23 protein-coding genes are annotated in these 23,738 nt (G+C 70.2%); 12 read left to right on the top strand and 11 right to left on the bottom strand.

The window, feature by feature from the left end; genetic code table 11:
* Nucleotides 1–117 precede the first annotated feature (117 nt).
* The 6 genes from ACZ6MZ_RS24420 to ACZ6MZ_RS24395 are packed head-to-tail and all read left to right on the top strand — an operon-like array spanning nt 118 to nt 7,741.
* Nucleotides 118–1,419, top strand: a complete 1,302-nt coding sequence (locus ACZ6MZ_RS24420; RefSeq protein WP_469354273.1) for an ABC transporter substrate-binding protein — start codon at nt 118–120, stop codon at nt 1,417–1,419.
* Nucleotides 1,419–2,363, top strand: coding sequence for a carbohydrate ABC transporter permease (locus tag ACZ6MZ_RS24415; protein ID WP_389787268.1), 945 nt, complete (start codon nt 1,419–1,421; stop codon nt 2,361–2,363). The genes ACZ6MZ_RS24420 and ACZ6MZ_RS24415 overlap by 1 nt, the downstream gene beginning before the upstream one ends.
* 25 nt (nt 2,364–2,388) lie before the next feature.
* Nucleotides 2,389–3,228: a carbohydrate ABC transporter permease gene (locus ACZ6MZ_RS24410; RefSeq protein WP_389787265.1), complete on the top strand. Its 840-nt coding sequence runs from the start codon at nt 2,389–2,391 to the stop codon at nt 3,226–3,228.
* A 14-nt stretch (nt 3,229–3,242) separates the two neighbouring features.
* Entirely contained in the window at nt 3,243–5,648 is a 2,406-nt protein-coding gene (locus ACZ6MZ_RS24405) for a glycoside hydrolase family 2 protein (protein ID WP_469354271.1), read from the top strand.
* On the top strand, nt 5,645–6,667 hold the full coding sequence (locus tag ACZ6MZ_RS24400; RefSeq protein WP_389672443.1) for a LacI family DNA-binding transcriptional regulator: 1,023 nt from the start codon (nt 5,645–5,647) through the stop codon (nt 6,665–6,667). The genes ACZ6MZ_RS24405 and ACZ6MZ_RS24400 overlap by 4 nt, the downstream gene beginning before the upstream one ends.
* Before the next feature lie 27 nt (nt 6,668–6,694).
* Nucleotides 6,695–7,741, top strand: coding sequence for a glycoside hydrolase family 26 protein (locus ACZ6MZ_RS24395; RefSeq protein WP_469354268.1), 1,047 nt, complete (start codon nt 6,695–6,697; stop codon nt 7,739–7,741).
* Between the two features lie 6 nt (nt 7,742–7,747).
* Here the strand turns inward: ACZ6MZ_RS24395 and ACZ6MZ_RS24390 are convergent, their stop codons facing one another.
* Both ACZ6MZ_RS24390 and ACZ6MZ_RS24385 read right to left on the bottom strand, forming a co-directional pair.
* Complete coding sequence (locus ACZ6MZ_RS24390) at nt 7,748–8,224, bottom strand: hypothetical protein (RefSeq protein ID WP_469354266.1); 477 nt, start codon at nt 8,222–8,224, stop codon at nt 7,748–7,750.
* 39 nt (nt 8,225–8,263) lie between these two features.
* On the bottom strand, nt 8,264–8,827 hold the full coding sequence (locus ACZ6MZ_RS24385) for a COG4315 family predicted lipoprotein (protein ID WP_469354265.1): 564 nt from the start codon (nt 8,825–8,827) through the stop codon (nt 8,264–8,266).
* A 232-nt stretch (nt 8,828–9,059) separates the two neighbouring features.
* Between ACZ6MZ_RS24385 and ACZ6MZ_RS24380 the strand changes: the two genes are divergently transcribed.
* Both ACZ6MZ_RS24380 and ACZ6MZ_RS24375 read left to right on the top strand, forming a co-directional pair.
* Entirely contained in the window at nt 9,060–10,079 is a 1,020-nt protein-coding gene (locus ACZ6MZ_RS24380) for a sodium:calcium antiporter (protein WP_469354264.1), read from the top strand.
* A 72-nt stretch (nt 10,080–10,151) separates the two neighbouring features.
* Nucleotides 10,152–11,543 (top strand): LCP family protein, encoded by a 1,392-nt coding sequence (locus ACZ6MZ_RS24375; protein WP_389787245.1) that lies wholly within the window; start codon nt 10,152–10,154, stop codon nt 11,541–11,543.
* Between the two features lie 39 nt (nt 11,544–11,582).
* On the opposite strand, the gene ACZ6MZ_RS24370 is transcribed toward ACZ6MZ_RS24375, so the two are convergent.
* From ACZ6MZ_RS24370 to ACZ6MZ_RS24340, 7 genes are all read right to left on the bottom strand, one after another.
* Nucleotides 11,583–13,457: an APC family permease gene (locus ACZ6MZ_RS24370; RefSeq protein ID WP_469354402.1), complete on the bottom strand. Its 1,875-nt coding sequence runs from the start codon at nt 13,455–13,457 to the stop codon at nt 11,583–11,585.
* 532 nt (nt 13,458–13,989) lie between these two features.
* Nucleotides 13,990–14,985, bottom strand: a complete 996-nt coding sequence (locus tag ACZ6MZ_RS24365; protein ID WP_469354262.1) for an ABC transporter substrate-binding protein — start codon at nt 14,983–14,985, stop codon at nt 13,990–13,992.
* Between the two features lie 66 nt (nt 14,986–15,051).
* Complete coding sequence (locus tag ACZ6MZ_RS24360) at nt 15,052–15,843, bottom strand: amino acid ABC transporter ATP-binding protein (protein ID WP_384187634.1); 792 nt, start codon at nt 15,841–15,843, stop codon at nt 15,052–15,054.
* The gene (locus tag ACZ6MZ_RS24355) at nt 15,840–16,838 is read right to left on the bottom strand and encodes an amino acid ABC transporter permease (RefSeq protein WP_389787237.1); all 999 of its coding nucleotides are present in this window, start codon (nt 16,836–16,838) and stop codon (nt 15,840–15,842) included. Before ACZ6MZ_RS24355 ends, ACZ6MZ_RS24360 begins: the two co-directional genes overlap by 4 nt.
* 17 nt (nt 16,839–16,855) lie before the next feature.
* Nucleotides 16,856–17,848, bottom strand: a complete 993-nt coding sequence (locus tag ACZ6MZ_RS24350) for an ABC transporter substrate-binding protein (protein WP_469354400.1) — start codon at nt 17,846–17,848, stop codon at nt 16,856–16,858.
* A gap of 13 nt (nt 17,849–17,861) precedes the next feature.
* Nucleotides 17,862–18,371, bottom strand: coding sequence for a GNAT family N-acetyltransferase (locus ACZ6MZ_RS24345; protein ID WP_384187640.1), 510 nt, complete (start codon nt 18,369–18,371; stop codon nt 17,862–17,864).
* On the bottom strand, nt 18,371–19,504 hold the full coding sequence (locus tag ACZ6MZ_RS24340; protein ID WP_469354259.1) for an LLM class flavin-dependent oxidoreductase: 1,134 nt from the start codon (nt 19,502–19,504) through the stop codon (nt 18,371–18,373). Before ACZ6MZ_RS24340 ends, ACZ6MZ_RS24345 begins: the two co-directional genes overlap by 1 nt.
* Before the next feature lie 550 nt (nt 19,505–20,054).
* On the opposite strand from ACZ6MZ_RS24340, the gene ACZ6MZ_RS24335 reads away from it, so the two are divergent.
* A complete protein-coding gene (locus tag ACZ6MZ_RS24335) occupies nt 20,055–21,068 on the top strand; it encodes an amino acid ABC transporter permease (RefSeq protein WP_469354257.1) in 1,014 nt (337 codons plus the stop codon).
* A 45-nt stretch (nt 21,069–21,113) separates the two neighbouring features.
* Here the strand turns inward: ACZ6MZ_RS24335 and ACZ6MZ_RS24330 are convergent, their stop codons facing one another.
* On the bottom strand, nt 21,114–21,494 hold the full coding sequence (locus ACZ6MZ_RS24330) for a VOC family protein (RefSeq protein WP_384333444.1): 381 nt from the start codon (nt 21,492–21,494) through the stop codon (nt 21,114–21,116).
* A 119-nt stretch (nt 21,495–21,613) separates the two neighbouring features.
* On the opposite strand from ACZ6MZ_RS24330, the gene ACZ6MZ_RS24325 reads away from it, so the two are divergent.
* The 3 genes from ACZ6MZ_RS24325 (at nt 21,614) to ACZ6MZ_RS24315 (ending at nt 22,970) form a co-directional block, all read left to right on the top strand.
* Nucleotides 21,614–21,862, top strand: coding sequence for a hypothetical protein (locus ACZ6MZ_RS24325; protein ID WP_384187650.1), 249 nt, complete (start codon nt 21,614–21,616; stop codon nt 21,860–21,862).
* Between the two features lie 95 nt (nt 21,863–21,957).
* Nucleotides 21,958–22,326, top strand: coding sequence for a hypothetical protein (locus ACZ6MZ_RS24320; protein WP_384187653.1), 369 nt, complete (start codon nt 21,958–21,960; stop codon nt 22,324–22,326).
* Between the two features lie 164 nt (nt 22,327–22,490).
* A complete protein-coding gene (locus ACZ6MZ_RS24315) occupies nt 22,491–22,970 on the top strand; it encodes an ATP-binding protein (RefSeq protein ID WP_389787229.1) in 480 nt (159 codons plus the stop codon).
* A 108-nt stretch (nt 22,971–23,078) separates the two neighbouring features.
* Here the strand turns inward: ACZ6MZ_RS24315 and ACZ6MZ_RS24310 are convergent, their stop codons facing one another.
* A complete protein-coding gene (locus ACZ6MZ_RS24310; RefSeq protein ID WP_389787305.1) occupies nt 23,079–23,531 on the bottom strand; it encodes a DUF5709 domain-containing protein in 453 nt (150 codons plus the stop codon).
* Between the last annotated feature and the right edge of the window lie 207 nt (nt 23,532–23,738).

Raw genomic sequence — 23,738 nt, 5'->3', positions numbered from 1 at the left:
ACAGGCGAAAAAAGGCTGGACCGGTTTATGGACAGGGTCGAGAAACGGCGTCTACGTTGAGCGCCACGCCGAGCGGGCCGCGTCAGGGCCGCCCGCACTCACTGGAGGCCACGGCACATGACCTCGCACCGGACCGCACCCCGCAGGACCGTCACCGCGCTCGCCGGCGCCCTCTCCCTGATCGCCGTGGTGAGCGGCTGCGGCAAGGGAGGCGATGGAGCGCAGAACGACCCGCGGCAGCTGACCGTGCTGTCGCAGTATCTGAAGGGCACACCGGGCGGAAAGCTCTTCTACGACGAGGCCGCCGCCTTCACCGACAAGACCGGCATCAAGGTCAAGATCGTCGAGGCCGGCGAGGACTTGGACGAGTCCTACGAGACCTCGCTCGCCGCGGGCAAGGAAGCCGACGTCGTCTTCGTCAACGTCTATGACAAGACGCTCGGCTGGACCAAGAACGGCGCCGCTGTCCCCGTCGACCAGTACCTCGACGCATGGGGCCTGCGGGCCAAGGTCGAACCACAGGCCCTGAAGGAGTGGACGGACGCCGACGGCAAGGTCATGGGTTTCCCCTTCGCCGCGTTCTCCTGGCCGGTCTGGTACAACACCGATCTCCTCGAGCGGGCCGGCGTCGGCAAGATCCCCGCCACCACCGACGAACTCATCGACGCCGCGGACAAGTTGCGCGAGGCGGGCATCGAGCCGATGGCGGTCGGCGGCAACGACTGGAGCGGCCAGAAGCTCTTCGCGCAGATCGCCCAGTCCTACTCCACCCCCGAGGAGACCGAACAGCTCTACACCAAAGGCGGATTCTGCGCCTCAGACAAGGCGATGAGGGGCATCGGCCTCTTCATCACCCTGCGGGACGCCGGTGTGTTCATCGACAAGGCGCAGGGCTTCACCTTCGACGCGATGCAGAGCACGTACTTCACCGGCAAGGCCGCCATGATGTCGCAGGGCTCATGGGCCTTCTCCGAGGTCCCCGAGAAGATCCGGCAGAACACCGAACTGGCCGGTCTCCCAATGCCCTCGGGCGCCGCCTTCACCAAGCCGACCTCCTACCTCGGCTACACCAGCACCGGCTTCTGGATCAGCCCCAACGGCGACAAGAAGCAGGACGCGGTGAAGGAATTCATCAGCTACTTCTACCAGCCCGACGTCTCCGGGAAATTCCTCGCCGACGCCAGTATCTACCCGGCGCTCAGCCTCGACGCGGCCCACCGCAAGAGCGACGACCCGCTGCTCAACAGCGCGGTCAACGACGTCCCGAAGAAGTCGGTGAACGCGCTGCTGCCCGACCTGTACGTACCGGCCGCGGCGAACACCCCGCTGGTCCAGGCCACCGGTCTGGCCTTCGGCAAGGGCAATGACGCCAAGAAGATCTGTGCTGCCCTGGACCAGGCATACTCCGGGGTCCAGTGATGTCCGCCGCGGTCACGACCGCGGGGCGCGCGACTCGTGACAACACCCCGCCCGCCGCCCCGTCCCCCCGTCGCACCGCGCGCCGGCGCGGCTGGGGACCGACGGTCTTCGCCCTGCCCGCGCTGGTCTGGTACGGCCTCTTCATGGCCGGCCCGGTCGTCGCGATGTTCGTGATCAGCCTCAACACGTGGGCCAGCCTGATCTCGCCGCACGAGTTCACCGGACTGGACAACTACCGGCGGATGTTCGACGACCCGGTCTTCTGGGACGCCCTGCGCAACACCGGCGTACAACTCGCCGTCTCCATCCCGCTGATGATCCCGCTCGCCTTCATGCTGGGCTACTACCTCCAGCTCAAGCCGCCCGGACACCGGACCCTGCGGGTGCTCTGCTTCACCCCGGGCCTGCTGTCGCTCTCCGCCAAGGCGATGATCTTCATCGGCATGCTCGCCCCGGAGGGCGGTGTCAACGGCCTGCTCGACAGCCTGGGCCTGCACGGGGCGACCACGCCCTGGCTGGCCGATCCCGCCACGGCGCTGGCCTCGGTCATCCTCGTCGACGTCTGGAGCGGGATCGGCTACACCGCCGTGCTCTTCGCGGCGCGGCTGGCGAGTGTGCCGGACGCGGTGTACGAAGCGGCCGCCATCGACGGCGCCGGGCACTGGCGGCGGATGTGGCAGGTGGCGTTCCCGGTCTGCAAGGGATTCGTCGGCGTCGCCACGATGCTGCAGTTCCTGTGGACGCTGTTCAACTCCTCCGCGACCGTGCTGATGCTGACCAAGGGCGGCCCGGGCACCTCGTCCACCACGCTGTCGTATCTGATGTACCAGCGGGCCTTCCTCCAGCAGGACGTCGGCTACAGCCAGGCCGTCGGCGTACTGCTGTTCGCCCTCGGGCTCGTGGGCATGGTCGTCATCCGCCGCCTGATCCGCCAGAACTACTGACCACGACGGGAGACGAGGACCAGTGATGACGTCCCGCCGCACCGGCGGCAGGGGCCTGCTCGCCGGGCATGTCCTGGCGTGGCTGTACGCCCTGCTGCTGCTTCTGCCGCTCTACTACCTGCTGACCACCTCCCTCAAGGACAACCTGGAGGTGTTCGCCCACCCCTTCTCCCTGCCGGAGAACTGGCTGTTCGGCAACTTCGCCCGCGCCTGGGACCTGGCCTCGCTCGGGCCCGCGCTGGGCAACTCCGTACTGATCACGGCGGGTGCGGAAGCCATCACCCTGGCCCTCGCGTTCCCCGCCGCCTACGGCCTCGCCCGCAGCGGTGGCCGGACCGCCGCCGTCATGGAGAAGATCTTCGGGCTCGGCTTCCTGATCCCCGCCTTCGCCGCGCTGGTGCCGACGGTGCTGCTCGCCATCCAGCTGGAGATGTTCCAGACCCAGGCGTTCCTGATCCTCTTCCTGCCCGCCACCGCGCTGCCGCTCTCGGTCATCCTGCTCACCCAGTTCCTGCGCACCATCCCGGCCGAGCTGGAGGAGAGCGCCATGATGGACGGCGCCGGCCGCTGGACCGTGCTCCTGCGGATCTATCTCCCGCTGTCCGCGCCCGGCGTCGTCACGGTCGCGATCCTGAACTTCCTGGGGTTCTGGAACGAATACCTCTTCAGCCTTGTCATCCTCGGCCCCGACCCCGACCTGCGCACCGTCCAGGTCGCTCTGCCGTCCCTCATCTCCGCGACGATGGTGCAGTACGGAATCCTCGCCTCCGCCTGCCTCATCACCCTCGCCCCCGTCTACGCCGTGTATGTCGCCCTCCAGCGCCGTATGGAGAACGCCCTGGTCGAAGGGGCCGTCAAATCGTGAATGGAGCACCGCATATGAAGGACGTCACCCCCCTGACCAAGGGCTGGACGCTGCGGCACGAAGCGGCCGCCGTGCCCGCACAGGTGCCGGGCTGCGTCCATACCGACCTGCTCGCCGCCGGTCTCATTCCCGACCCGTTCCTCGGCGCGAACGAGACCGAGGTGGCCTGGGTGGGCCGCCGCGACTGGCGGTACGACACCGTGCTCGGGCCCCGCGCCAGCTCGCACGAGCGCACCGACCTGGTCTTCGACGGGCTCGACACGGTCGCCGAGATCAGCCTCGGCGAGCGGACGCTCGGCCGCACCCGCAATATGCACCGCGGCTACCGCTTCGATGTCACCGAGCCGCTCGGCGAGGCCGGCGCCCCGCTCGCGGTGCGCTTCACCTCCGCGTACACCGAGGCGGAAGCCGTCCGCGCCCAGCTCGGCGACCGGCCCAACTCCTATCCGGAGCCCTTCCAGTTCATCCGCAAGATGGCCTGCTCCTTCGGCTGGGACTGGGGACCGACCCTGGTCACCGCCGGTATCTGGAAGCCGGTGCGGCTGGAGCACTGGTCCACCGCCCGCCTCGCCCTGGTCCGTCCCCTGGTCACCGTCGACGGCGCCACCGGCCGCGTGGAGGTCCGCCTTGAGGTGGAACGCACCGCGTCCGGGGCAGGACGGCCGCTGACCGCCGAGGTGCGGATCGGGGACCGCGCGACATCCGTACGGTTCGACGGGACGAGCGCCACGGTGACGGCGCACGTGCCGGACGCCGCCCTGTGGTGGCCGCGCGGCTACGGCGACCAGCCGCTGTACGACTGCGAGGTCACCCTCCTCGACGAGAACGGGGCGGCCCTCGACCAGTGGTCGCGCCGCGTCGGATTCCGGACCGTCGTGCTCGACACCTCCGCCGACGAGCACGGCACCGGATTCACCCTGGTCGTCAACGGGGAGCGGATCTTCGCCCGCGGTGTCAACTGGATCCCCGACGACGTCTTCCCCTCCCGTATCACCCCCCGGCGCTACCGTGAACGCCTGACGCAGGCCGCCGAGGCGGGCGTCGATCTCGTACGCGTCTGGGGCGGCGGCCTCTACGAGAGCGACGACTTCTACGACGTCTGCGACGAACTCGGCCTGATGGTCTGGCAGGATTTCCTCTTCGCCTGCGCCGCCTACCCGGAGGAGCAGCCGCTGCGGTCCGAGGTCGAGGCCGAGGCCCGCGAGAACGTCACCCGCCTCATGCCCCACGCGTCGCTGGTCCTCTGGAACGGCAACAACGAGAACCTGTGGGGCTTTCGCGACTGGCAGTGGGAGGAGCCGCTCGCGGGAGACTCCTGGGGAGAGGGCTACTACCTGGGCCTGCTGCCCCGCGTCGTCGCCGAGACCGACCCCACCCGCCCGTACTGGCCGGGTAGCCCGTGGTCCGGTTCCTGGGACCACCGCCCCAACGACCCGGCACACGGCACCGCGCACGCGTGGGAGGTGTGGAACCGCACCGACTACACCGACTACCTGACCGATGTGCCGCGCTTCGTCGCCGAGTTCGGCTGGCAGGCGCCGCCCGCGTACGCGACACTGCGCCGCGCGCTGCCCGGCGAGGAGCTGGCCCCCGACTCGCCCGGTGTCCTGCACCACCAGAAGGCCGCCGACGGCAACGGCAAACTGGACCGCGGCCTCGCCCACCACTTCGCGGTCCCACCGGACTTCGACCGCTGGCACTACCTCACCCAGGTCAACCAGGCCCGCGCCGTCGCCACCGGAGTGGAACACTGGCGCTCGCACTGGCCGGTGTGCGCGGGCACCGTCGTATGGCAGCTCAACGACTGCTGGCCGGTGACCTCCTGGGCGGCCGTCGACGGAGACGCCCGGCTCAAACCGCTCTGGTTCGAGCTGCGGCGGCTGTACGCCGACCGGCTGCTGACCGTTCAGACCCGCGACGGCGGCCCCGCCGTCGTCGCCGTCAACCAGGCCGCGGACGCGTGGCGGGCGGGCGTACGGCTGCGCCGGATGACCGCCGACGGCGAGGTGCTCGCCGAGGCCCGCGTGGACCTCGCGGCCCCCGGCCGTACCGTCGCGCATACCGCGGTCCCCGACGACCTGCTGCCCGACGCCGGCTCGGCCAAGGAGTTCCTCGTCGCCGACGCCGGAGACCTGCGCGCGCTGCACTTCCCCGTACGCGACCGCGAGTTCGCCTATCCCGCGCCGCGCTACGACGTGGAGCTCATCCAGCGCGGTGACCGGGTCGATGTCGTGGTGACCGCCCGCACCCTGCTGCGCGACCTGCTGCTCCAGGCCGACCGGCTCGCCCCCACGGCTGTCGCCGACCACGGCCTGCTGACCCTGCTGCCCGGCGAGCGCGTCACCATCTCCGTACGCGGCTGGGACACCCCGGACGCCGAAGCGGTCCGCGCGGCCCTCTTCACGGTGGAGCCGGCATGAGCGGAACACGGCTGACCATCAAGGACGTCGCCGCCCGGGCCGGGGTGTCGAAGGCCGCGGTGTCCCTGGCCTTCAACAACAAGCCCGGGGTGTCCGAGACCACCCGCGCCCATATCCTCGAAACCGCCCGCGGCATGGGCTGGGAACCCAACCTCTCGGCCCGTTCGCTGGCGAAGTCCGGGACCGGCACCGTGGGACTCGCCATCTGCCGGCCGTCCAGGCAACTCGGCCTCGAACCCTTCTACATGGAGTTCATCTCCGGGATCGAGAGCGTCCTCACCGAACGCTCAAGCGCCCTGCTGCTGCGCCTGGTACGCGACGTGGACGAGGAGATCGAGCTCCAGCGGCACTGGTGGAAGTCGGGCCAGATCGCCGGGTCCGTCCTGGTCGACCTCCGGGTGGACGACCCCCGAGTCCCCGCGCTCGGGCAGATCGGCCTTCCCGCCGTCGCGGTCGCCCATCCCTCGCTGACCGGTCCGTTCGCCGCCCTGTGGACGGACGACGGTACGGCCGTCACGGAGGCGGTGCGCTATCTCGCCGCGCTGGGGCACCGCGACATCGCCCGGGTGGGCGGCTCCGCCGACCTGGGCCACAGCGCCATCCGTACGGCGGCCTTCGCCTCGGCGATGACGGAACTGGGCCTGGACGGGGGACGGCAGGTGGCCACGGACTTCTCCGGCGAGGACGGCGCCCGCGCCACCCGTACGCTGCTGGCCTCCGCCACCCGGCCCACGGCCGTGCTGTACGACAACGACCTCATGGCGGTCGCCGGACTGTCCGTCGCCGCCGAGATGGGCCTCGGCGTCCCCGACGACCTCTCCCTGCTGGCCTGGGACGACTCCCAGCTCTGCAGACTGACCCATCCCACGCTCTCCGCGATGAGCCACGACATCCACGCCTTCGGCGCGGAGGTGGCGCGCGCGCTCTTCGCGATCCTCAACGGCGAACGCCTCGCGTCCCGTCAGGTCCGCACCCCCGCCCTCACCCCGCGCGGCTCCACCGCACCGCCCGCACGCTGACCCGCCCGACCGAGACAGGAGACCACCATGAGATCCCGATTCACCGGATTATGCGCCGCGGTCCTGCTGGCCTGTGCCGTGGCCGCACCCGCCGGTCATGCCACCTCCGCAGGCGACTTCACTCTCCCGGGTGACACCGCCCCGGCCGCCGCGGCGGCGCCCCCGGCCGATGTCGTCGGCTATCTGCGGTCCCTCTCCGGCAACCGGACCGTGACCGGCCAGCACAACCGCGAGCCCAACTCCCAGCCGTCGAAGTGGACCGCGAAGGTCCATGACATCACCGGCGTCTACCCGGGGCTGTGGGGCGGGGACTTCCTCTTCGCGTCCGACGATGTCAACAACCGTCAGACGATGGTCAACCAGGCCAGGACCGAGTGGAACAACGGCTCACTGGTCACCCTCACCTGGCATGTCTGCCCGCCCACCCGCGGGTCCTCGTGCGGCTGGGATCCCGGGGCCGGAATCCAGGACAACCTGTCCGACGACCAGTGGAACCAGCTCGTCACCGACGGCACCGCCCTCAACACCGCGTGGAAGCGGCGCCTGGACGAGGCGGTCCCGTATCTGCGGCAGCTGAAGGACGCCGGGGTACCCGTGCTCTTCCGCCCCGTCCACGAGATGAACGACGGCTGGTCCTGGTGGGGCGGCCGCTCCGGCGCGAACGGCAGCCGCAAGCTCTACCAGATCACCCACGACTACCTCAAGAACACCCAGAGCCTCACCAACCTGGTCTGGGTCTGGAACGTCAAGGACCTCGACGCGGGCGGGATGGCGTCCTACTACCCCGGTGACGCGTACGTGGATGTGGTCTCGCTCGACGCCTGGAACAGCAACTTCCCGTCCGCCACCTACTACCAGACCCTCCAGTCGATCGCCGGTTCGAAGCCGCTGGCGCTCGCCGAGGTCGGCAAGGTGCCCTCGCCCGCGGAGGTCGCGGGACAGCCGAAGTGGACCTACTTCATGGTCTGGGCCGAGTATCTGACCGACCCCGCGTTCAACACCGGCCAGGGCGTCAAGAACACGTACTACGACCCCCGCTTCCTGCGTCAGGGCGCCCTCGGCCGCAGAGGCTGAGCCGCGTCACTGACGCCTGCCCGGGGCCGCGTGAGCGCCGCGGCCCCGGCGCTGCGCGTGGGTGACGAGCAGGAAGACGGTGGTGAGGATGGCGACCGCCTGCCCGAGGACGGCGAGTTCCTTCTCGCGGAACCAGACCGGCTCGTACATGTTCGGGATCGGCCCCAGTTCACCGACGTTGACGTAGCGGTAGACCAGCAGGAGTGCGAGGCCCCCCGCCGCGACGAGCCAGGCGAAGGCGTCGGACGGCTTCCGGCGCCAGACCAGGACGAGCAGCGCCGCGAGGGAGGCGAGGCCGGCCTCGATACGGAAGAGCATGCCCTGGCTGATGCTCGCGGAGACGGCGTCGTACCGGTCGGCCAGATGGGCGTGGAGATAGGCGTCCAGCGCGAGGCCGGCCGCGGCCAGCAGCCGGGCCGCGCCCCGCAGGAAGCGGAGTGCGCGTCCTTGACGGGCGGGTACGGCAGAGGTGACTGAGGACATCGCTTCTCCTGTCGCACCGGTGGCCGAGGGGGGTAGGGGTCAGTAGAGGCCGCCGGTGTCCTGTTGCGGGGTGGTGTTCTTCTTCCCGGCGGTGTCGAGGACGTACCAGTTGGCGCCGAAGTCGGTGTCGCCCTGGCCGTTGGTGTCACCGGCCTTGTGGTCGCCCACGAACGTGTACAGGGGATGGCCGTTGTAGGTGACCTGCCGGGTGCCGTCGTCGCGGGTGGTGGTGGAGAGCAGACTCTTCTTGACGCCGCCACTGCCCGCGGTCGGCTCGCCGGTGACGATCAGAGGGGGCCAGGTCTTCACACAGGCCCCCGTACACGTGGACGTGTTCTTCTTGTCCGCCTCGAAGAGGTAGAGGGTGCGGCCCTCGCCGTTGACCAGGATCTTCCCGAGCGGCCCGGTGGCGGCCGACAGCTTGCCCACATCCGCGGCGGGCGAGGACGAACGCGCCGACGCGGAGGCCTCCGCGCGGCCGGCGGGCGGCTGCGACGTCGTCGCCGATCCGCTCCCGCCGCCGGAGCAGCCGCCGACGGCCGCGGCGCACAGCAGGACCGCGGCCGCGGTGGCGGCAGCGGGTGTCCTGGTGTTGCTCCTCATCGAGCCTCCTCGGATCCGGCCGTCCGGCGGACGGCGTACCGCCCGCCAGGTCGCGGCAGTACCACCCACTACACGTCACCCCCGGAGACCGGGCCACCCGGCAGAGCCGTCCGGCGTACGGGCCCGGACGTGCCGCGGCGCCCCGGCCGGGGAGGTGGGGTAGCGTCTGCGGTCGCGAGGGGGAGCAGCCGCACTCGAAGCCCCCGCGACGCGGGAAAGCTGGACGGGTGCCGTGGTCCATTACGTGCTGCTGATCGTGTGCGCGGTGGCGATCTATCTCTCGTGCGAGTGGTTCGTCAACGCGGTGGAGTGGCTGGGCAAGCGGCTCAACGTCGCGAAGATGGCGGTCGGCACCATCCTGGCAGCCTTCGGCACGGCGCTGCCCGAATCCGTGGTGACGCTGATCGCGGTCACCACGGGTGCCAACGCCGAGGCCAAGAACATCGGCGTCGGCGCGGCGCTGGGCGGGCCGCTCGTGCTGGCCACGGTCGCGTACGGCGTCACGGGTGTCGTGCTGCTGCTCAAGCGGCGCAAGCAGAGCGGTCCCGCGCGGTCCGGCGGTCCGCAGCTGGGCGACGAGAAGGACATGAGACGGCTGGCGAAGGACCAGACCTGGTTCCTGCCGATCTTCATGGTGAAGGTCGCTCTCGGCCTGGTCGCTTTCGCTTTCAAGCCGGTGCTCGGCGTGCTGTTCTTCGCCGCGTACGCCGTCTACTTCTGGCGGGAGACGCGCGGTGGCCAGAACGGCGAGGGTGACGACGAGGAGCTCGCGCCCCTGAAGTCGCAGCGCGGGGCGGCCTCCCCGGCGACGTGGGCCGTTGTCGCCCAGACTCTGGCCGCTCTCGCGGTAATCTTCTTCGCCTCGCAGCTGTTCGTGAAGCAGCTGGACGCCATCGGCCCCATGCTCGGGCTTTCGTCCGCTGTGACCGCACTGCTGCTCTCACCCGTCGCGACCGAACTCCCGGAGATCATGAACGCGATCATCTGGGTACGGCAGGGCAAGACGCAGCTCGCCCTGGCCAATATCTCCGGAGCCATGATGATCCAGGCCACGGTGCCCAGCGGCCTCGGGCTGCTCTTCACCGCGTGGCGGTTCGACAGCGCGCTGCTGTGGGCCGGACTGGTCACCATGGCTTCGATCGTCTATCTGCTGCTGACGATGCGCGCACACCGGCTCACCCCCGCCCGGCTGGCCGTCGCGGCCGGTTTCTACGCCGTATTCGGTCTGGGGCTGATTCCCCTGCTCGGCTGAAGTCGGAGACCGACGTTTTCCCACAAGTTTTCCCATGAGCTTTCCCATGACCGGCACGCAGTGAGGAGACCGGTGAACGCAGCAGACAGGGGACCGGCGGACCGGCCCGCCGCGGCGCCGCGCGGGTGCCGCCGCCGGCCGCCGCGCCGCAGGACCGGACGCTCGCTCGCCGCGACCGCCGCCTTCCTGGTGCTGGGTACGGCCGCGGCGGGCGGGTGGTTCTACACCCGGCTCAGCGGCAACATCCATGGCGCCGGGGTGGATGACGCGCTCGGCGACAACCGGCCCAGAGCCACCAAGGGCGGGGAGAACATCCTGGTCATCGGCTCCGACAGCCGTAAGGGAATGGGCGACGGCTATGGTCAGGGCCTGACCAGCATGCAGTCCGACACCCTGATGCTGCTGCACGTCGGCGGCAGCGGGAAGTGGGCCACGGTGGTGTCCTTCCCCCGTGACTCCTGGGTGCGGATCCCCGCCTGCGCCCAGGGCGACGGCACCTCCTCGACACCGCACCACTTCAAGATCAACGAGGCGTACGCGATCGGCGGCTCGGGCGGTGACACCGCCAAGGCCGCGGCCTGCGCGATCAAGACCGTCGAGCAGAACACCCGCGTCCGCGTCGACCACTTCATGACGGTCGACTTCCGCGGGTTCACCGGCATGGTGAACGCCCTCGGGGGTGTCGAGATCTGCCCGGAGCGGCCCGTGCACGACGAGAAGGCCCATCTGGATCTCCGGGCGGGGTGCCAGACGGTGAAGGACGACCAGGCCCTCGGTTACGTACGCGCCCGCTACAGCCTCGGCGACGGCACGGACATCGGCCGTATCGGCCGTCAGCAGGAGTTCATGAAGGCCCTCGCCACCAAGGCCAAGGCCAGGCTCTACAACCCCAAGGCCCTGTACGGATTCCTCGACTCGGCCACGAGGTCACTGACCACCGACCCCGAGCTGGCGGGCCTGAAGCCGCTCTACGAGCTGGCCTCCGGCGTCAAGAGCATGCCCACGGAACGGATCACCTTCCTGACGGTTCCCAACTATCCCCGGGAACGGGACGTCCCCAGCGACAAGGCGAACGTCGTCTGGAACCCGCCCGCGGCCCAGCAGTTGTTCAGCGCGCTCAGCCACGACCGGGAGATGACCAAGGCCCGGCTCGACAAGGCGGCCGGCCAACTGCCCCCGACGGCGAGCAGCGTGGAGGTGACGGTCCTCAACGGCACGGGCATCCCCGGCCGGGCCCGGGAGATCGCGGACCGGCTGGGCGCGCTCGGCTTCCGGATCGTCGCCACCGGCAACGCGCCCGCACCGGCGGAGCGGAGCACCCTCACATTTCCCGAAGGGCGGGCCGCCCAGGCGCGGTTGCTCGCGGCGAGGTTCCCCGGCCTGGCCCCGGTCTCCTCCGCCGAGGCGGCTCCCGGCACGGTGACCCTGGTCATCGGCCCGGACCTGCCTCCACTCGCCGGCTGAGCCGCCCGCAGGCCGCGGACGCCGAACCGCTCGGCCGGCCTACACATGGAAGGGCACGCTCGTCACGACGATCTTCGGCAGATGGCGGAGCGCGCGCCGCAGCCGGCCGGCCAGATAGCTGTGCAGAACCCGGTGCCACCAGTGCCGTACGACGATCTCCGGCAGGATGACGGTGATGGTCAGGTCCGGGCGCTGGTGGTGCAGCGACTCGATATAGCTGATCAGCGGCGCCACGATCGCCCGGTAGGGGGAGATGACGATCCTCAGCGGGAGATGGTTGCCCCACAGGAGCCAGGCTTCGCGGAAGCGTTCGGCATCCTCCTCACTGGGGCTGACATGCACGGCGAGGACGGGCTGCTGGAGCGACGCGGCATAGGCCAGCGCGCGCATGCTCGCCTGGTGCAGCACATCGATCGGGACGACGGAGAGATGACGGATCTCCTCGGGGGTGTCCTCGGTCTCCGCGTCCGACGGCGTACCGGGCGAGGCCCCGGAAGAGGGCGGCGCGGGCGCGGGCGGGGCCGGCGGCGGCGCCGGGGAACGGGTGTCCGGCCGGGGCGGAGTCTTCCGGCCGGGAATCTCGATCGCCTCGGGGTGAAGCCGCAGAGCCAGGCTCACCTTGTCGTAGTAGCGCCGGATCCGTGTCGTCACCAGCAGGAACACGGCGACGGCGAGGATGGCGAGCCACGCGCCCTCGGTGAACTTGGTGATGCCGGCCGTGATGAAGACGACCGCGGAGAGCAGGGCGCCGGTGGCGTTGAAGCACAGGCTCTTGCGCCAGTGCCGGTCACGCTTGCGCCACCAGTGCACCACCATTCCGCTCTGCGACAGGGTGAAGGCGAGGAACACCCCGACGGCGTACAGCGGAATCAGCGTCGCGGTCCTGCCGCCGAAGACGACATAGATCAGCGCCGCCGCCACCGAGAGCAGGATGATCCCGTTGCTGAACGCCAGCCGGTCCCCGAGACGCAGAAAGATCCGGGGGGCGTGGCCGTCGCGTGCCAGCAGGAACAGCACCCGGGGGAAGTCGTTGTACGCGGTGTTCGCCGCGAGCAGGAGCACCAGCGCCGTCGCCGCCTGCGTGAACACGTACATGCCGCCCGACCCGAAGCTCCGATGGGCCAGTTGGGACAGCACGGTCTCCTGCGCCTCGGGGACGACACCCTGGAGATGGACCATGGCGACCGTGCCGGCGAACAGCGCGACGAGCAGCCCGATCATCCAGGACAGTGTCGTGCGCGCGTTACGCCACGCGACGGGCTGGAACGCCGGTACCGCGTTCGAGATCGCCTCGATACCGGTCATCGCCGTCGATCCGGAGGCGAAGGCCCGCATCACCAGCAGCACCCCGACGCCCTCGACCGCGTGCAGCGGGGGAGCCGGGGTGGGGTGGAAGTCACGGCCCGCCGCGTCGTACAGACCGACGGCCACCAGCGAGGCGATGGCGATGATGAAGGCGTACGTGGGAGCGGCGAACAACGCGCCCGCCTGCCGGACGCCCCGCAGATTCCCCGCGAGCAGCACGGCGATGACCAGCACGCCGATCACCACGACATCGTCCGCCAGCCCGGGGAGCGCCGAGGTGACCGCCGCCATCCCGGACGAGACGGAGACCGCGACGGTGAGGATGTAGTCCGTCATCAGACCCGCCGCGGCCACCAGACCCGGCACGCGCCCCAGATTGTCCGTGGCGACGATGTACGATCCGCCGCCGTGCGGATACGCGCGGATCGTCTGACGGTACGACGCCCCGACGGCCAGCATCAGGAAGACGATCGCCAGCGCCACCGGCACGGAGTACGCGAGCCCCGCCGTACCGCCGAGCACCAGGACCGCCAGCAGCGCCTCGGGGCCGTACGCCACTGACGACAGCGCGTCCGCCGAGAGGACCGGCAGCGCCACGAGCTTGCGCATGCGCTCGCGGGCGATGGCCGTGCTCTTCAGCGGCGCCCCGAGGACCGCGCGCCGCAGGCGGTGCGCGAGACGGCCCGGCCCGGTCGTATCCTCCGCGCCCTCCGTGACGTCGATCGTCTCCGTGGCGATCCCCTCCGCCGCGGACGGCTGCTCGATGAGCGTGGGGACGGCTACGAATCGGCCGAAGCGGGCCGGCACGATCTCCGCGGGCTCGGGGTAGCTGCCGACGTCCGGATTCACGGGCAACGCGTTGCGCCACGCGTCGGGGGCGGCGGACACCCGCCCCCACTCGCGCCCCACCAGCCGCAGCAGCATCGCCTGCTCCGCGTCGAGTTTCGGCGCGACGACCGGGGCGCCTGCGGTGTCCGCCGGGTCCTGACCGTCTCGCCCGTGTTCTCCCTGGGTATCCGTCACACCCGCGAGTCTCTTCGGCGGACCGGGCGGCCGGTCCCTCCTGCGGCGGGCGACACACGGGCGACGGCGTCGACCACCCGTTCGGACGTACGGCGGGGCCGGTGCGGGACCGGGCCGGCTACTGGTTGGTCTTCGGCAGCCCCACGGGGTTGAGCTCCGAGGACGGCACGGCCTCGTTCGCGAGGCCCCAGCGCGCCAGGACCTTCGCGTACGTCCCGTTCTCGACCAGGGTGTTGAGCGCCTCGTGCAGCGCCTTGACCAGACCGTTGTCCTTCTTGGTGGTGGCCGCGATCTTTCCCTGGACGTCGGCTCCGCCACCCGAGTACGTACCGATGATCTCGGTCTGGCCGGTGGAGGCGGCGTGGTACGCGGAGACCGGGTTCGGCCCGAGATAGGCGTCGAGGCGCCCGGAGCCGAGCGCCAGGTAGTAGTCGGTGGTCTGCTGGAAGTACTTGATGGCGGTGGGCTTCAGACCCTTCTTCACGTTCTGCTCGCTCCAGGTGACCAGCAGCTTTTCCTGGTTGGTGCCGGAGCTGACACCGATGGTCCTGCCCGCCACGTCCTTCGGTCCCCTCACCTTCCAGCCGGCGCCCTTCTTGGCCTCGAACGCGAGGTTGTCGAGGCGGTAGGTGGCGAAGTCGTACTTCTCCTTGCGCTCCTCGGTCACGGTGATGTTGCTGAAGCCGGCGTCGTACTTGCCGCTGTCGAGACCGACGAAGATGTTCGCCCAGTCGACCGTGTTGTAGTGAAGCTTCAGTCCGAGCACGTCCGCGACCAGCGAGGCGATGTCGGGTTCCACCCCGATCACGGTCTTGTCGTCGGTGGCGTAGAAGGTCAACGGGGGCGCGGAACCTGCCGAGTTGACGACCTCCAGGGTGCCCCGCTCGCGGATCCGCGCCGGCACGAGTGCGGCGATGGAGGCCACCTCGGCCGTGCTGATCCGGTCCTGGTCGGGGCCCAGCTCGATCTGGAAACCGCCCTTGCCCGCGCCCCGGGGCGCGACCTTGTCGGTGGAGCCGTCGGCGGAGGTGCCGCAGGCGGCGGTGAGGGAGAGCGCGGTGACGAGACCGAGCAGGGCGGCGGTGGTGCGGCGGGTACGGCGGCGGGGTGGCACGGAGGACTCCTGGGAGGGAAAGGGGTGATGCGCGGGAAGGGGGATGTCAAGAGATCAAGGGGGATGTCAGAGGACCTTGGACAGGAAGGCCTTGGTGCGCTCGTGCCGCGGACGGTCGAGCACCTCGGCGGGCGGCCCCTGCTCGACGATCACTCCGTCGTCCATGAAGACGACGGTGTCGGCGACCTCACGGGCGAAGCCGATCTCATGGGTGACCACGATCATCGTGGTGCCCGTACGGGCGAGGTCCTTGATGACATCGAGGACCTCGCCCACCAGCTCGGGGTCGAGCGCCGAGGTGGGCTCGTCGAAGAGCAGCACCTTGGGCTCCAGCGCGAGGGCGCGGGCGATGGCCACCCGCTGCTGCTGGCCGCCGGAGAGCTGCCGCGGATAGGCGTGGGCCTTGTCGGCGAGGCCCACCCGTGCTAGCAGCCGTTCGGCCTGTTCGACGGCGGTCCTCCGGGGCCGGCGCAGCGCCGACACCGGGGCCTCGATGATGTTCTCGACGACCGTGAGATGCGGGAAGAGATTGAAGTTCTGGAAGACGAAGCCGATGTGCAGACGCTGCTTGAGCACCTCCCTCTCCTTGAGCTCGTGCAGCGTGGAGCCGGAGCGGCGGTAGCCGATCAGCTCGCCGTCGATGCTGACGTAACCCCGGTTCAGCTTTTCGAGGTGGTTGATGCTGCGCAGCAGCGTCGACTTCCCGGAGCCGGACGGACCGAGCACGACGGTGACGTCTCCGGCGCGGACCTGGAGGTCGACGCCGCGCAGCACTTCGAGCGCGCCGAAGTTCTTGTGGACGCCGCGTATGTCGACCATCAGGTCGCCGTCGGCGATCGGGTCGGGGTGAACACTCATCGCTGGAAACCTCCGGTGGCGGCTGCGGCCCGCATCCTGCGGGTGAGGATCCGGGCACGCTGGAGCGGGCTGGGCGGCGGTGTGCGTTCGGCCCCTCGCGCGAAGCGCCGCTCCACGTAGTACTGGGCGACGGACAGCAGGGTGGTCAGCAGGATGTACCAGGCGGTCGCGACCATCAGCAGCGGTACGACGCGCCCGTTACGGCCGTAGACCACCTGCACCTGGTAGAACAGCTCCCCGATCGCCATCACGGAGACGATCGAGGTGCCCTTGAAGAGGGAGATGACCTCGTTGGCGGCATTGGGCAGGATGGAGCGCATCGCCTGCGGCAGCAGGATGCGGCGCAGTTGCCGCAGCCGGGGGATACCCAGCGCCGCCGCCGCTTCCAGCTGCCCGGCGTCGACCGAGATGACCCCGCCGCGGACTATCTCCGCGGCGTAGGCGGCCTGGTGGAGTGCGAGACCGATGACGGCGGCCGAGAGAGCACCGACCAGGTTCATCGTGTCGAAGCTCCACAGCACGGGCCCGAAGGGAATGCCGAGCCCCAACTCCTGATACAGGTAGGCGAGGTTGAACCAGAACAGCAGCTGGACGATGAGCGGGATCGAGCGGAAGGCCCAGATGTACGTCCAGGCGACCGTCTGCAGCACGGCGCTGCGGGACAGCCGCATGAAGGCGAGGACGACACCCAGGGCGAAGCCCAGCACGGTGCCGTACGCGGTGAGCTGGAGCGTCACCCAGACGGCCTTCAGCACGGTGTCGGTGGACAGATAGCGGAAGAAGACGTCCCACTCCCAGGCCGGGTTGGTGAGCAGGCCATGGATGAACTGGGAGACGACGACCAGCGCGGCCGCGCCGGCGGCCCAGCGCCAGTAGTGGCGCGCGGGGACGACCTTCAGTCCGGCGAGGTCCTCGTGGCGGGAGGCCGTCGGCACGGGTGGTTCGGGCGGTCCGGACGGCGGCGCGGCCGCCGCGGTACCGGTTGCGGTGTCCATCAGGGGGCTCCTGCCGGCTACTTCTGCTCGGGCGGGCTGATCCGGGACTCCTCGATGGCGGAGTCCTGCGTTCCCCAGGTGTCGAGGATCCGCCGGTAGGCGCCGCTGTCGATCAGTTCGGCGACAGCCGCCTGGAACGCCGTGAGCAGGGGTGAGCCCTTGGCGAAGGCGAAGCCCACGTCGAGACGGTGGAACTCGTTCAGGAACCTGACGCCGGCCGCCGGCTGAGCCGCCTGGTGGCGCAGGCCGTTGATGGTCGACATGACCACGTCGATACGGCCCTGCTGGAGGCCGGTGAGCGTGGCGCCGTTGTCGGAGTAGACCTTGACGGTGTACGGCTTCTTGCCGGCGTCGGCGCAGACGCCCTTCTGTGCGTTGAGGGTCGCCTCGAAGGTGGTGCCCGCTCCCACGCCGACGGTCTTGCCGCACAGTTGGTCGAGCCGGGTCACCTTGCCGAGGCTCCGGTCGTCCTCGCGGACCGCGAAACCCTGGCCGTCATTGATATAGGTGACGAAGTCGATCGTCTTGCGCCGCTCGTCGGTGACGCCGAAGTTGCCCGTCCCCACGTCGTACTTGCCACTGCTCAGCGCGGGGAGGATCGCCTCGAAACTCGCCTCCTCGCGCTTCAGTTCAAGACCGAGGAGCTTGCCGACCGCATCGGCGATGTCGATGTCCAGGCCGGCCGGCTGACGGCTCGTCGCGTCGGGGAAGTAGGCGCTGGGCGGGGCTCCGACGGAAGCGCCGATCCGGATCGTCCCGCCCTCGCGGACGTCCTCGGGCAGCAGCTTCGCCAGGGAGGCGTTCTTCTTCAGCGAGGCGGTGACATCGTTCGACGGCGCGGGTGAGGCGGCGCCCGCCGTCTCACGCCCGGCTGCCGGGTCCGTTCCGCAGCCGGCCAGGACGGGCAGCAGCAGGGCGGACACCAGCGCGGCGGACACCTGACGGTGTACGGACGTATGACGGCGCGCGGGCCGCCGGCGGCGCGGCGGCCGGTGCCGGCTCGGGATCAGGGTGCGCACGGGGTCATACCTTTCCTTCGGCGGGGACGGTGAGGTGTTTCTCGAAGGGGAGCGGGCCGATGGTCTCCGGCGCGGCCTTCGTGTCGAACAGCGGCGTATAACCGGTCGTCAGATAGAGCCCGCGGGCCTCCGGCTGACGCGGCCCGGTGGTGAGAAAGATCCGGCGGTAGCCGCGTACGGCGGCGATACGCTCCAGCTCCGCGACGACACGCCGGGCCAGTCCGCGCCGCCGGTGGGCGGAGTGGGTCCAGATCCGCTTGAGCTCGGCCGTGGTGGTGTCGTAGCGGCGGAACGCCCCGCCCGCGACGGGTTCGCCGTCCTCCAGCAACAGCAGCAGCACACCGTGCGGCGCGTCGAACTCCTCGGCCGGGTAGCGGGCCAGCTCGCTGTGCGCGTCCTTGCCGTAGCGGGTGGAGTACTCGTGCCCCAGCTCCCGCAGCATGGGCCGCACCAGCGGATCGGAGAGGGTGGCCCGCAGCCAGGTCGGGCCGCCGGGTTCGGCGACGGACGTCATCAGCCGGCCTCCACCCGCGACTGCGGGCCGCGCGCCGCGCGCTCGGCGTCCCGCTTGGCCACCTCTTCGCGCACCAGCGGGATGACATACCGGCCGAAGTCGATGGCGTCGTCCAGCAGGTCGTAGCCGCGGGCGGAGAGGATGTCCACGCCGAGGTCGTAGTAGTCCAGCAGCGCCTGGGCGACCGTTTCCGGCGTACCGACCAGCGCGTTCGAGTTGCCCGCGCCTCCGGTGGCGGCGGCGGTCGGAGTCCACAGCGCCCGGTCGTAGCGCTCACCGGACCGCGCGATCGAGAGCAGCCGCTGCGACCCGGTGTTCTCCGGATCGCCCCGGCGGTGATGGCGCACCACCGCCGGATCACCCTTCTCCTTACGGGCCTTGATCGCGTCCACCGTCCGGTGTGCCTTCTCCCAGGCGAGTTCCTCCGTCGGCGCGATGATCGGCCGGAAGGCCACCTGGATCCGGGGCGCGGTCGTCCGGCCCGCCGCACGCGCGGCCGCCTTCACCGCCTCGATCTGCTCCGCCGTCCGCTCCAGCGGTTCGCCCCACAGGCAGTAGATGTCGGCCTCGGCGCCGCCGGCCGCGTAGGCGGCGGCCGAGGAGCCGCCGAACGAGACGTCCGGCCGGGGCTGCTGGACCGGGAAGACATCGCTGACGAAGTCGTGGAAGCGGTAGTGCTCGCCCTCGTGGTCGAACGCCTCGTGCGAGGTCCAGATCCGCTTGACGATCTCGATGTACTCGCGGGTGCGGGAGTAGCGCTGGTCCTTGGTGAGCGTGTCCCCCTCGCGGCCCTGTTCATGGTCGTTGCCGCCAGTGATGAAGTGGACCGTGAGACGGCCGTCGCTGATCCGGTCCAGCGTGGCGAAGGTCTTGGCGGCGAAGGTCGGATACGAGACGTTCGGCCGGTGCGCCAGCAGGATCTGCAGTCGGTCCAGGCGGGAGGCGATGTACGCGGCGGCCGGAGCCGGGTCGGGCGAGCCGGAACCGTACGCGAACAGCACCCGGTCCCAGCCATGGTCCTCATGGGCGCGGGCGAGCTTGAGCGTGTACTCCTTGTCGAACGCGGCGCCGGAGCGGGGATTCGTCTCCGACCCGTCGTGGGTGGCGGCGATACCGAGGAACTCCACGGGCATGGCGGACCTTTCGTGCAGGGAGAAGGAAGGGGCGCTCTGGCGCAGGGCAGCGAGAAGCGACCCTGGGCAGCCCGCGGACACGGCGGAGCGGCGGCGGAACGGAGGCAGGCGTGATGACGCGCGGTACGTCAGGGGGAATGCGGCAGCGTGCGCCCGGTGAAGAGAGGGAACTCGGCCCGCGACGGGGTCACCGAGGGAGGGAGGGGCCGGTCAGGCGGCCCGCTGCCGGGTCAGGCGCAACAAGAGGCGGACCACACTCGACCGAAGTCGATGTGGCCGCGGGTGACCAGGGGCAGCTGCTTCTGCATGGAGCCAATTGAGCACGGGACGTTCGGTCACGTCAACAGCTGCTCGCTCTGTGGTCGGCGCCCGCGGGGCCGCTACGGGGGCGCTCCTTGACAGGACCGCCGTTTTCGCCCGTACGATCGAGGCGTGTGCGGCCGCGGAGTGAATACCGGGTCGCACCTGCCGTGTTGAGGGACGCGGTACGCGTGATGACGTCCGGAGCACACCGACCGCCGCCGACCGCATCTCCCGCCGGAGCCCTCTCATGTCCGTACCGCCCGATGTCCTTCGCCCCGACCCCGTCCGGTCAGACCCCGCGTCCCGGAAACCGGACGCGTCCGCGCCGCCGGGGGCCGACGAGGTCTCCCGTATCGTCCCCCGTCGCCACCCCGGCCGTTGGCTCTCGGCCGTCGTGGCCCTGCTGGCCCTCGCGATGGCCGTCAACTCGGTCGTCCGCAACGAGCGCTTCCAATGGAGCGTGGTGGGCCGGTACTTCACCACGCCCGCCGTACTGGACGGACTGCTGCTCACCCTCTGGCTGACCGCGGCCGTGATGGTGCTCGGCTTTCTCATCGGCACGGTGTTCGCCGTGCTGCGGCTGTCCGCCAACCCCGTGCTGCGCGCCCTGAGCTGGGGCTACGTATGGATCTTCCGGTCCACTCCGCTGCTGGTGCAACTCCTGTTCTGGTTCAACATCGGCGCGCTGTACCCGACCCTGGGCATCGGCATCCCCTTCGGTCCCGAGTTCCTCACCTTCAAGACCGTCAACCTCTTCGGCGCGGGCCTCACCGCGCTGATCGGCCTCACCCTGCACGAGGCGGCGTACGCGGCGGAGGTGGTACGCGGCGGCATCCTGTCCGTCGACGCCGGCCAGACCGAGGCGGCGGCATCGCTGGGGCTGAGCCGATGGCGGGTGCTGCGCCGCGTCATCGTGCCGCAGGCGATGCGCTCCATCGTCCCCACCGCGGGCAATATGCTCATCGGCACCCTCAAGGGGACCAGCATCGTGAGCGTCCTCGCGGTGCAGGACCTGCTGTTCTCGGTGCAGCTGATCTACAACCGTACGTACCAGGTCATCCCGTTGCTGATGGTGGCGACGATCTGGTACATCATCGTCACCACCGTGCTCTCCGCGGGCCAGTTCTACATCGAGCGCCACTACGCCCGCGGCGCGGCACGCGAGCTGCCGCCGACCCCGCTCCAGCGCCTGCGCCGGCAGACCGCGGCCCTGACGGTACGGCTCCGTACGGCGAGCGCGCCCGACGCGCCACCGCGCTGAGCCCCGCCCCGCGGGCGCGGGCCGGGGAACAGCGGGCACCGGGCGTCAGGGCAGGACGGCCAGCGTGAAGGAGTGCCCGGCCGGGTCCGAGTAGAGGCGTACATCGCGCGGGCCGCCGTTGTCCTTGGTGTCCAGCGGCCTGGCCCCGAGGCCGATCGCCTCACGCTCCGCCTCGTCGATGTCGTCCTGCGACACCAGGATCCGCAGATGCGCCTGCTGGGAGCTCTCGGGGCGCGGCCAGCTCGCGGGCGCGTGGCCGTGGTCCCTGCGGATCGCCAGATGCACTCCGTTGTGGCCGACGATCTCCACGAAGTCCGGATCGACGCCGATCCGGGTCTCGGCGGCGAGGAACACCGAGTAGAACTCGGCCAGCTCCACGGGTTCGGCACAGTCCAGGACGAGAACGCTGGTCTTCGTGACGGTCATGTGACTGCGTCTACCCCCCGCACGGACCCGCACACAGCGCGTCACGTGGTTGCCCGGGCGGCGAGCGGGTACGCGCCACGCCGCGGTGGGTATCCGCCGCGCCCGACGGAAGGAGAACCGTGAGCGATCGACGGATGGAAGGCCCCGGAGAGCACGGCCCCGGTGTGCCCAGGGACATGCCCGACCAGCAGGTACAGCCCGGCCCCGATCCCCTCGACGTGCGGCCGGCGGGGGAGGACGACTCGGGCGACGAGGACCCGGACCATCGGATTCCCGACGCGGACGAGTCCGGCGCCGGCCGCCGGGGCAGCCCCCACTCGGGCGGGGTGCATCCGGAGCAGCCCGTACCGGACGAATCATCCGGTTGACCGTTCCAGTCGCACACTCGGGGCGCCGGGGCGAGCCTGGAAGCGATCACGCAATCGCCGGGATCCTCGGGGCAGTAGAGAGAGGAAAGATCCACGTGAACAGTGCGGACCATCCCGATGCGCAGGTCGCGGTGGCATTCAGCGGACAGGTGGGGGAGGACGCGCACGCGGTGTTCAGTGTGCTCCGAACGGCTTTCGCCTCCGACCGCGCCGCCGACGACGTCCCGCAGGACATGCCCGGGAAGCGCCCGACCGTGTGGACCGCGACCTTCGATGTGTCCGATGTACGCACCGAGCCCGGGCCCGCGCGGCTGTCGGCGCCCGTCACACTCAGCCTCCAGGGCGGCTACACGGCGGTGGACACCGTACGGAAGACCCTGGCCTCCGCCTTCGCCGTCCGTGTCCTCGGCACGGCCTCCGGCGACCAGGAGGAGGAAGTCCAGTTGCGCCTGGAGAGCCGCTAGGCCCTGTCACGGAAGCGGCCTTCGCGTGCCTGTGTTGCGCGTTCGGCCCAGTGGAGTCAAGCTGTTGGTGACCCAGAAGTGGCTGTTGCTCACGCTTCGTGTTCGGGGGTCGTTGGTACAACGTGGTGAAGCATGTGGGCCTCTCTGTGTGAGGAGCCTTGACCATGACAGTTCCACTCGACCGGCAGTACGTGGTGGAATTGCACGCCTCTCCGGAGCGCGTTTCGCAGATACGGCGCATCGTCGCCGCACACCTTCGGCACTGGAAACTCGAACTCCAGGTCCGGCCCGTCTGCACGGGCATCGACGAACTTCTGACCAATGTCCACCGTCATGTCGGCGACGACAACACCTGCGTGCTCGAACTCCGCTGGACCGGCCGCCATCTCACGGCGTCGGTCGAGGACAACGGTCCGCGCCTGCCCCGGCTGCGCTCCGCCGGCGGGGGAGGACTCGCCCGCGTCGCCGCGCTGAGCGACAGTTGGGGCACCTGCGCCACCGCCGACGGCAAAGTCATCTGGTTCACCCGTGGCGTCGAGACTCCCCAGAGCGTCCCCCGGGTGCCCCGGATCCCCCTCACCGGGACCGACGCCGCGCAGAAGCAGCCCGTCCGCGCCCCTGACCCCGTACCGGCCCTTGTATGACGTCAGCGGCCCCTGTATGACGTCGAAGCGCCGCACACCGGGTGGGCTTTCGCCCAACTTCCGGTGTGCGGCGCTCTCGACAGTTGTAGGGGGCCAGCTGTACGGGGCTCAGCCCATCTCGTCCTCGTCCGAGAGCACGAGATGCACCGCGGCTTCCTCCGCCGACGCCGCGGCGCCGTCGATGCCCACGTCGCTCGCGATCATGTCCTTCTCGGCGTCCTCGTGGGCTCCTTCGTCCGGAGCCACCAGCCGGCCCGAGCGGTCGTCGCCGACCTCGTTGTCCAGCGTCTCGCCCTCGCCGTACGGCAGGTCACCGATGCCGTCCCCGATGGGGACTTCCTGGTCAGGTATCTCCTCCGCGAGCCGCTGGTCGAGGGATTCGCCCTCCCGCTGCTCATTGGCTGTCGTCCCCGTGTGCTCCACGGCCAACGGGCGCTCAGGAGGGGACCAGCCCTCGTCGTAGGGGTCGGCGCCCCGGTCGATGAGCGTGTCCTCGGGGTCGAGGATGCCCTCGTCCTCGGTGACCTCGGCGTCGTCCGGCTGGTAGACCTCGTCGCCCATCGCCTCGTCGCCCCTCGTCTCGCTGCTGTCGCCGCTCACGTCGTACTCCTCGCTTCGTGCGGTCCGGCCGCCGGCCGTTGTCGCGGGCGTCGAAGTGCCGGTACCCCTCCGAAGCCCCGGCAAGCGGCGGTGTGTGGGAGACGATCCAGGATCGGGGCGGTGCTGCGTGGACTCCCTGCCCGGGGGCGGTTCATCCGCTCTGTCCAC

It is taken from the genome of Streptomyces sp. NPDC042201, assembly GCF_055582185.1.
The sequence above is the reverse complement of the archived record's forward strand: the minus strand, read 5'-3'. Positions and strand labels throughout refer to the sequence as shown.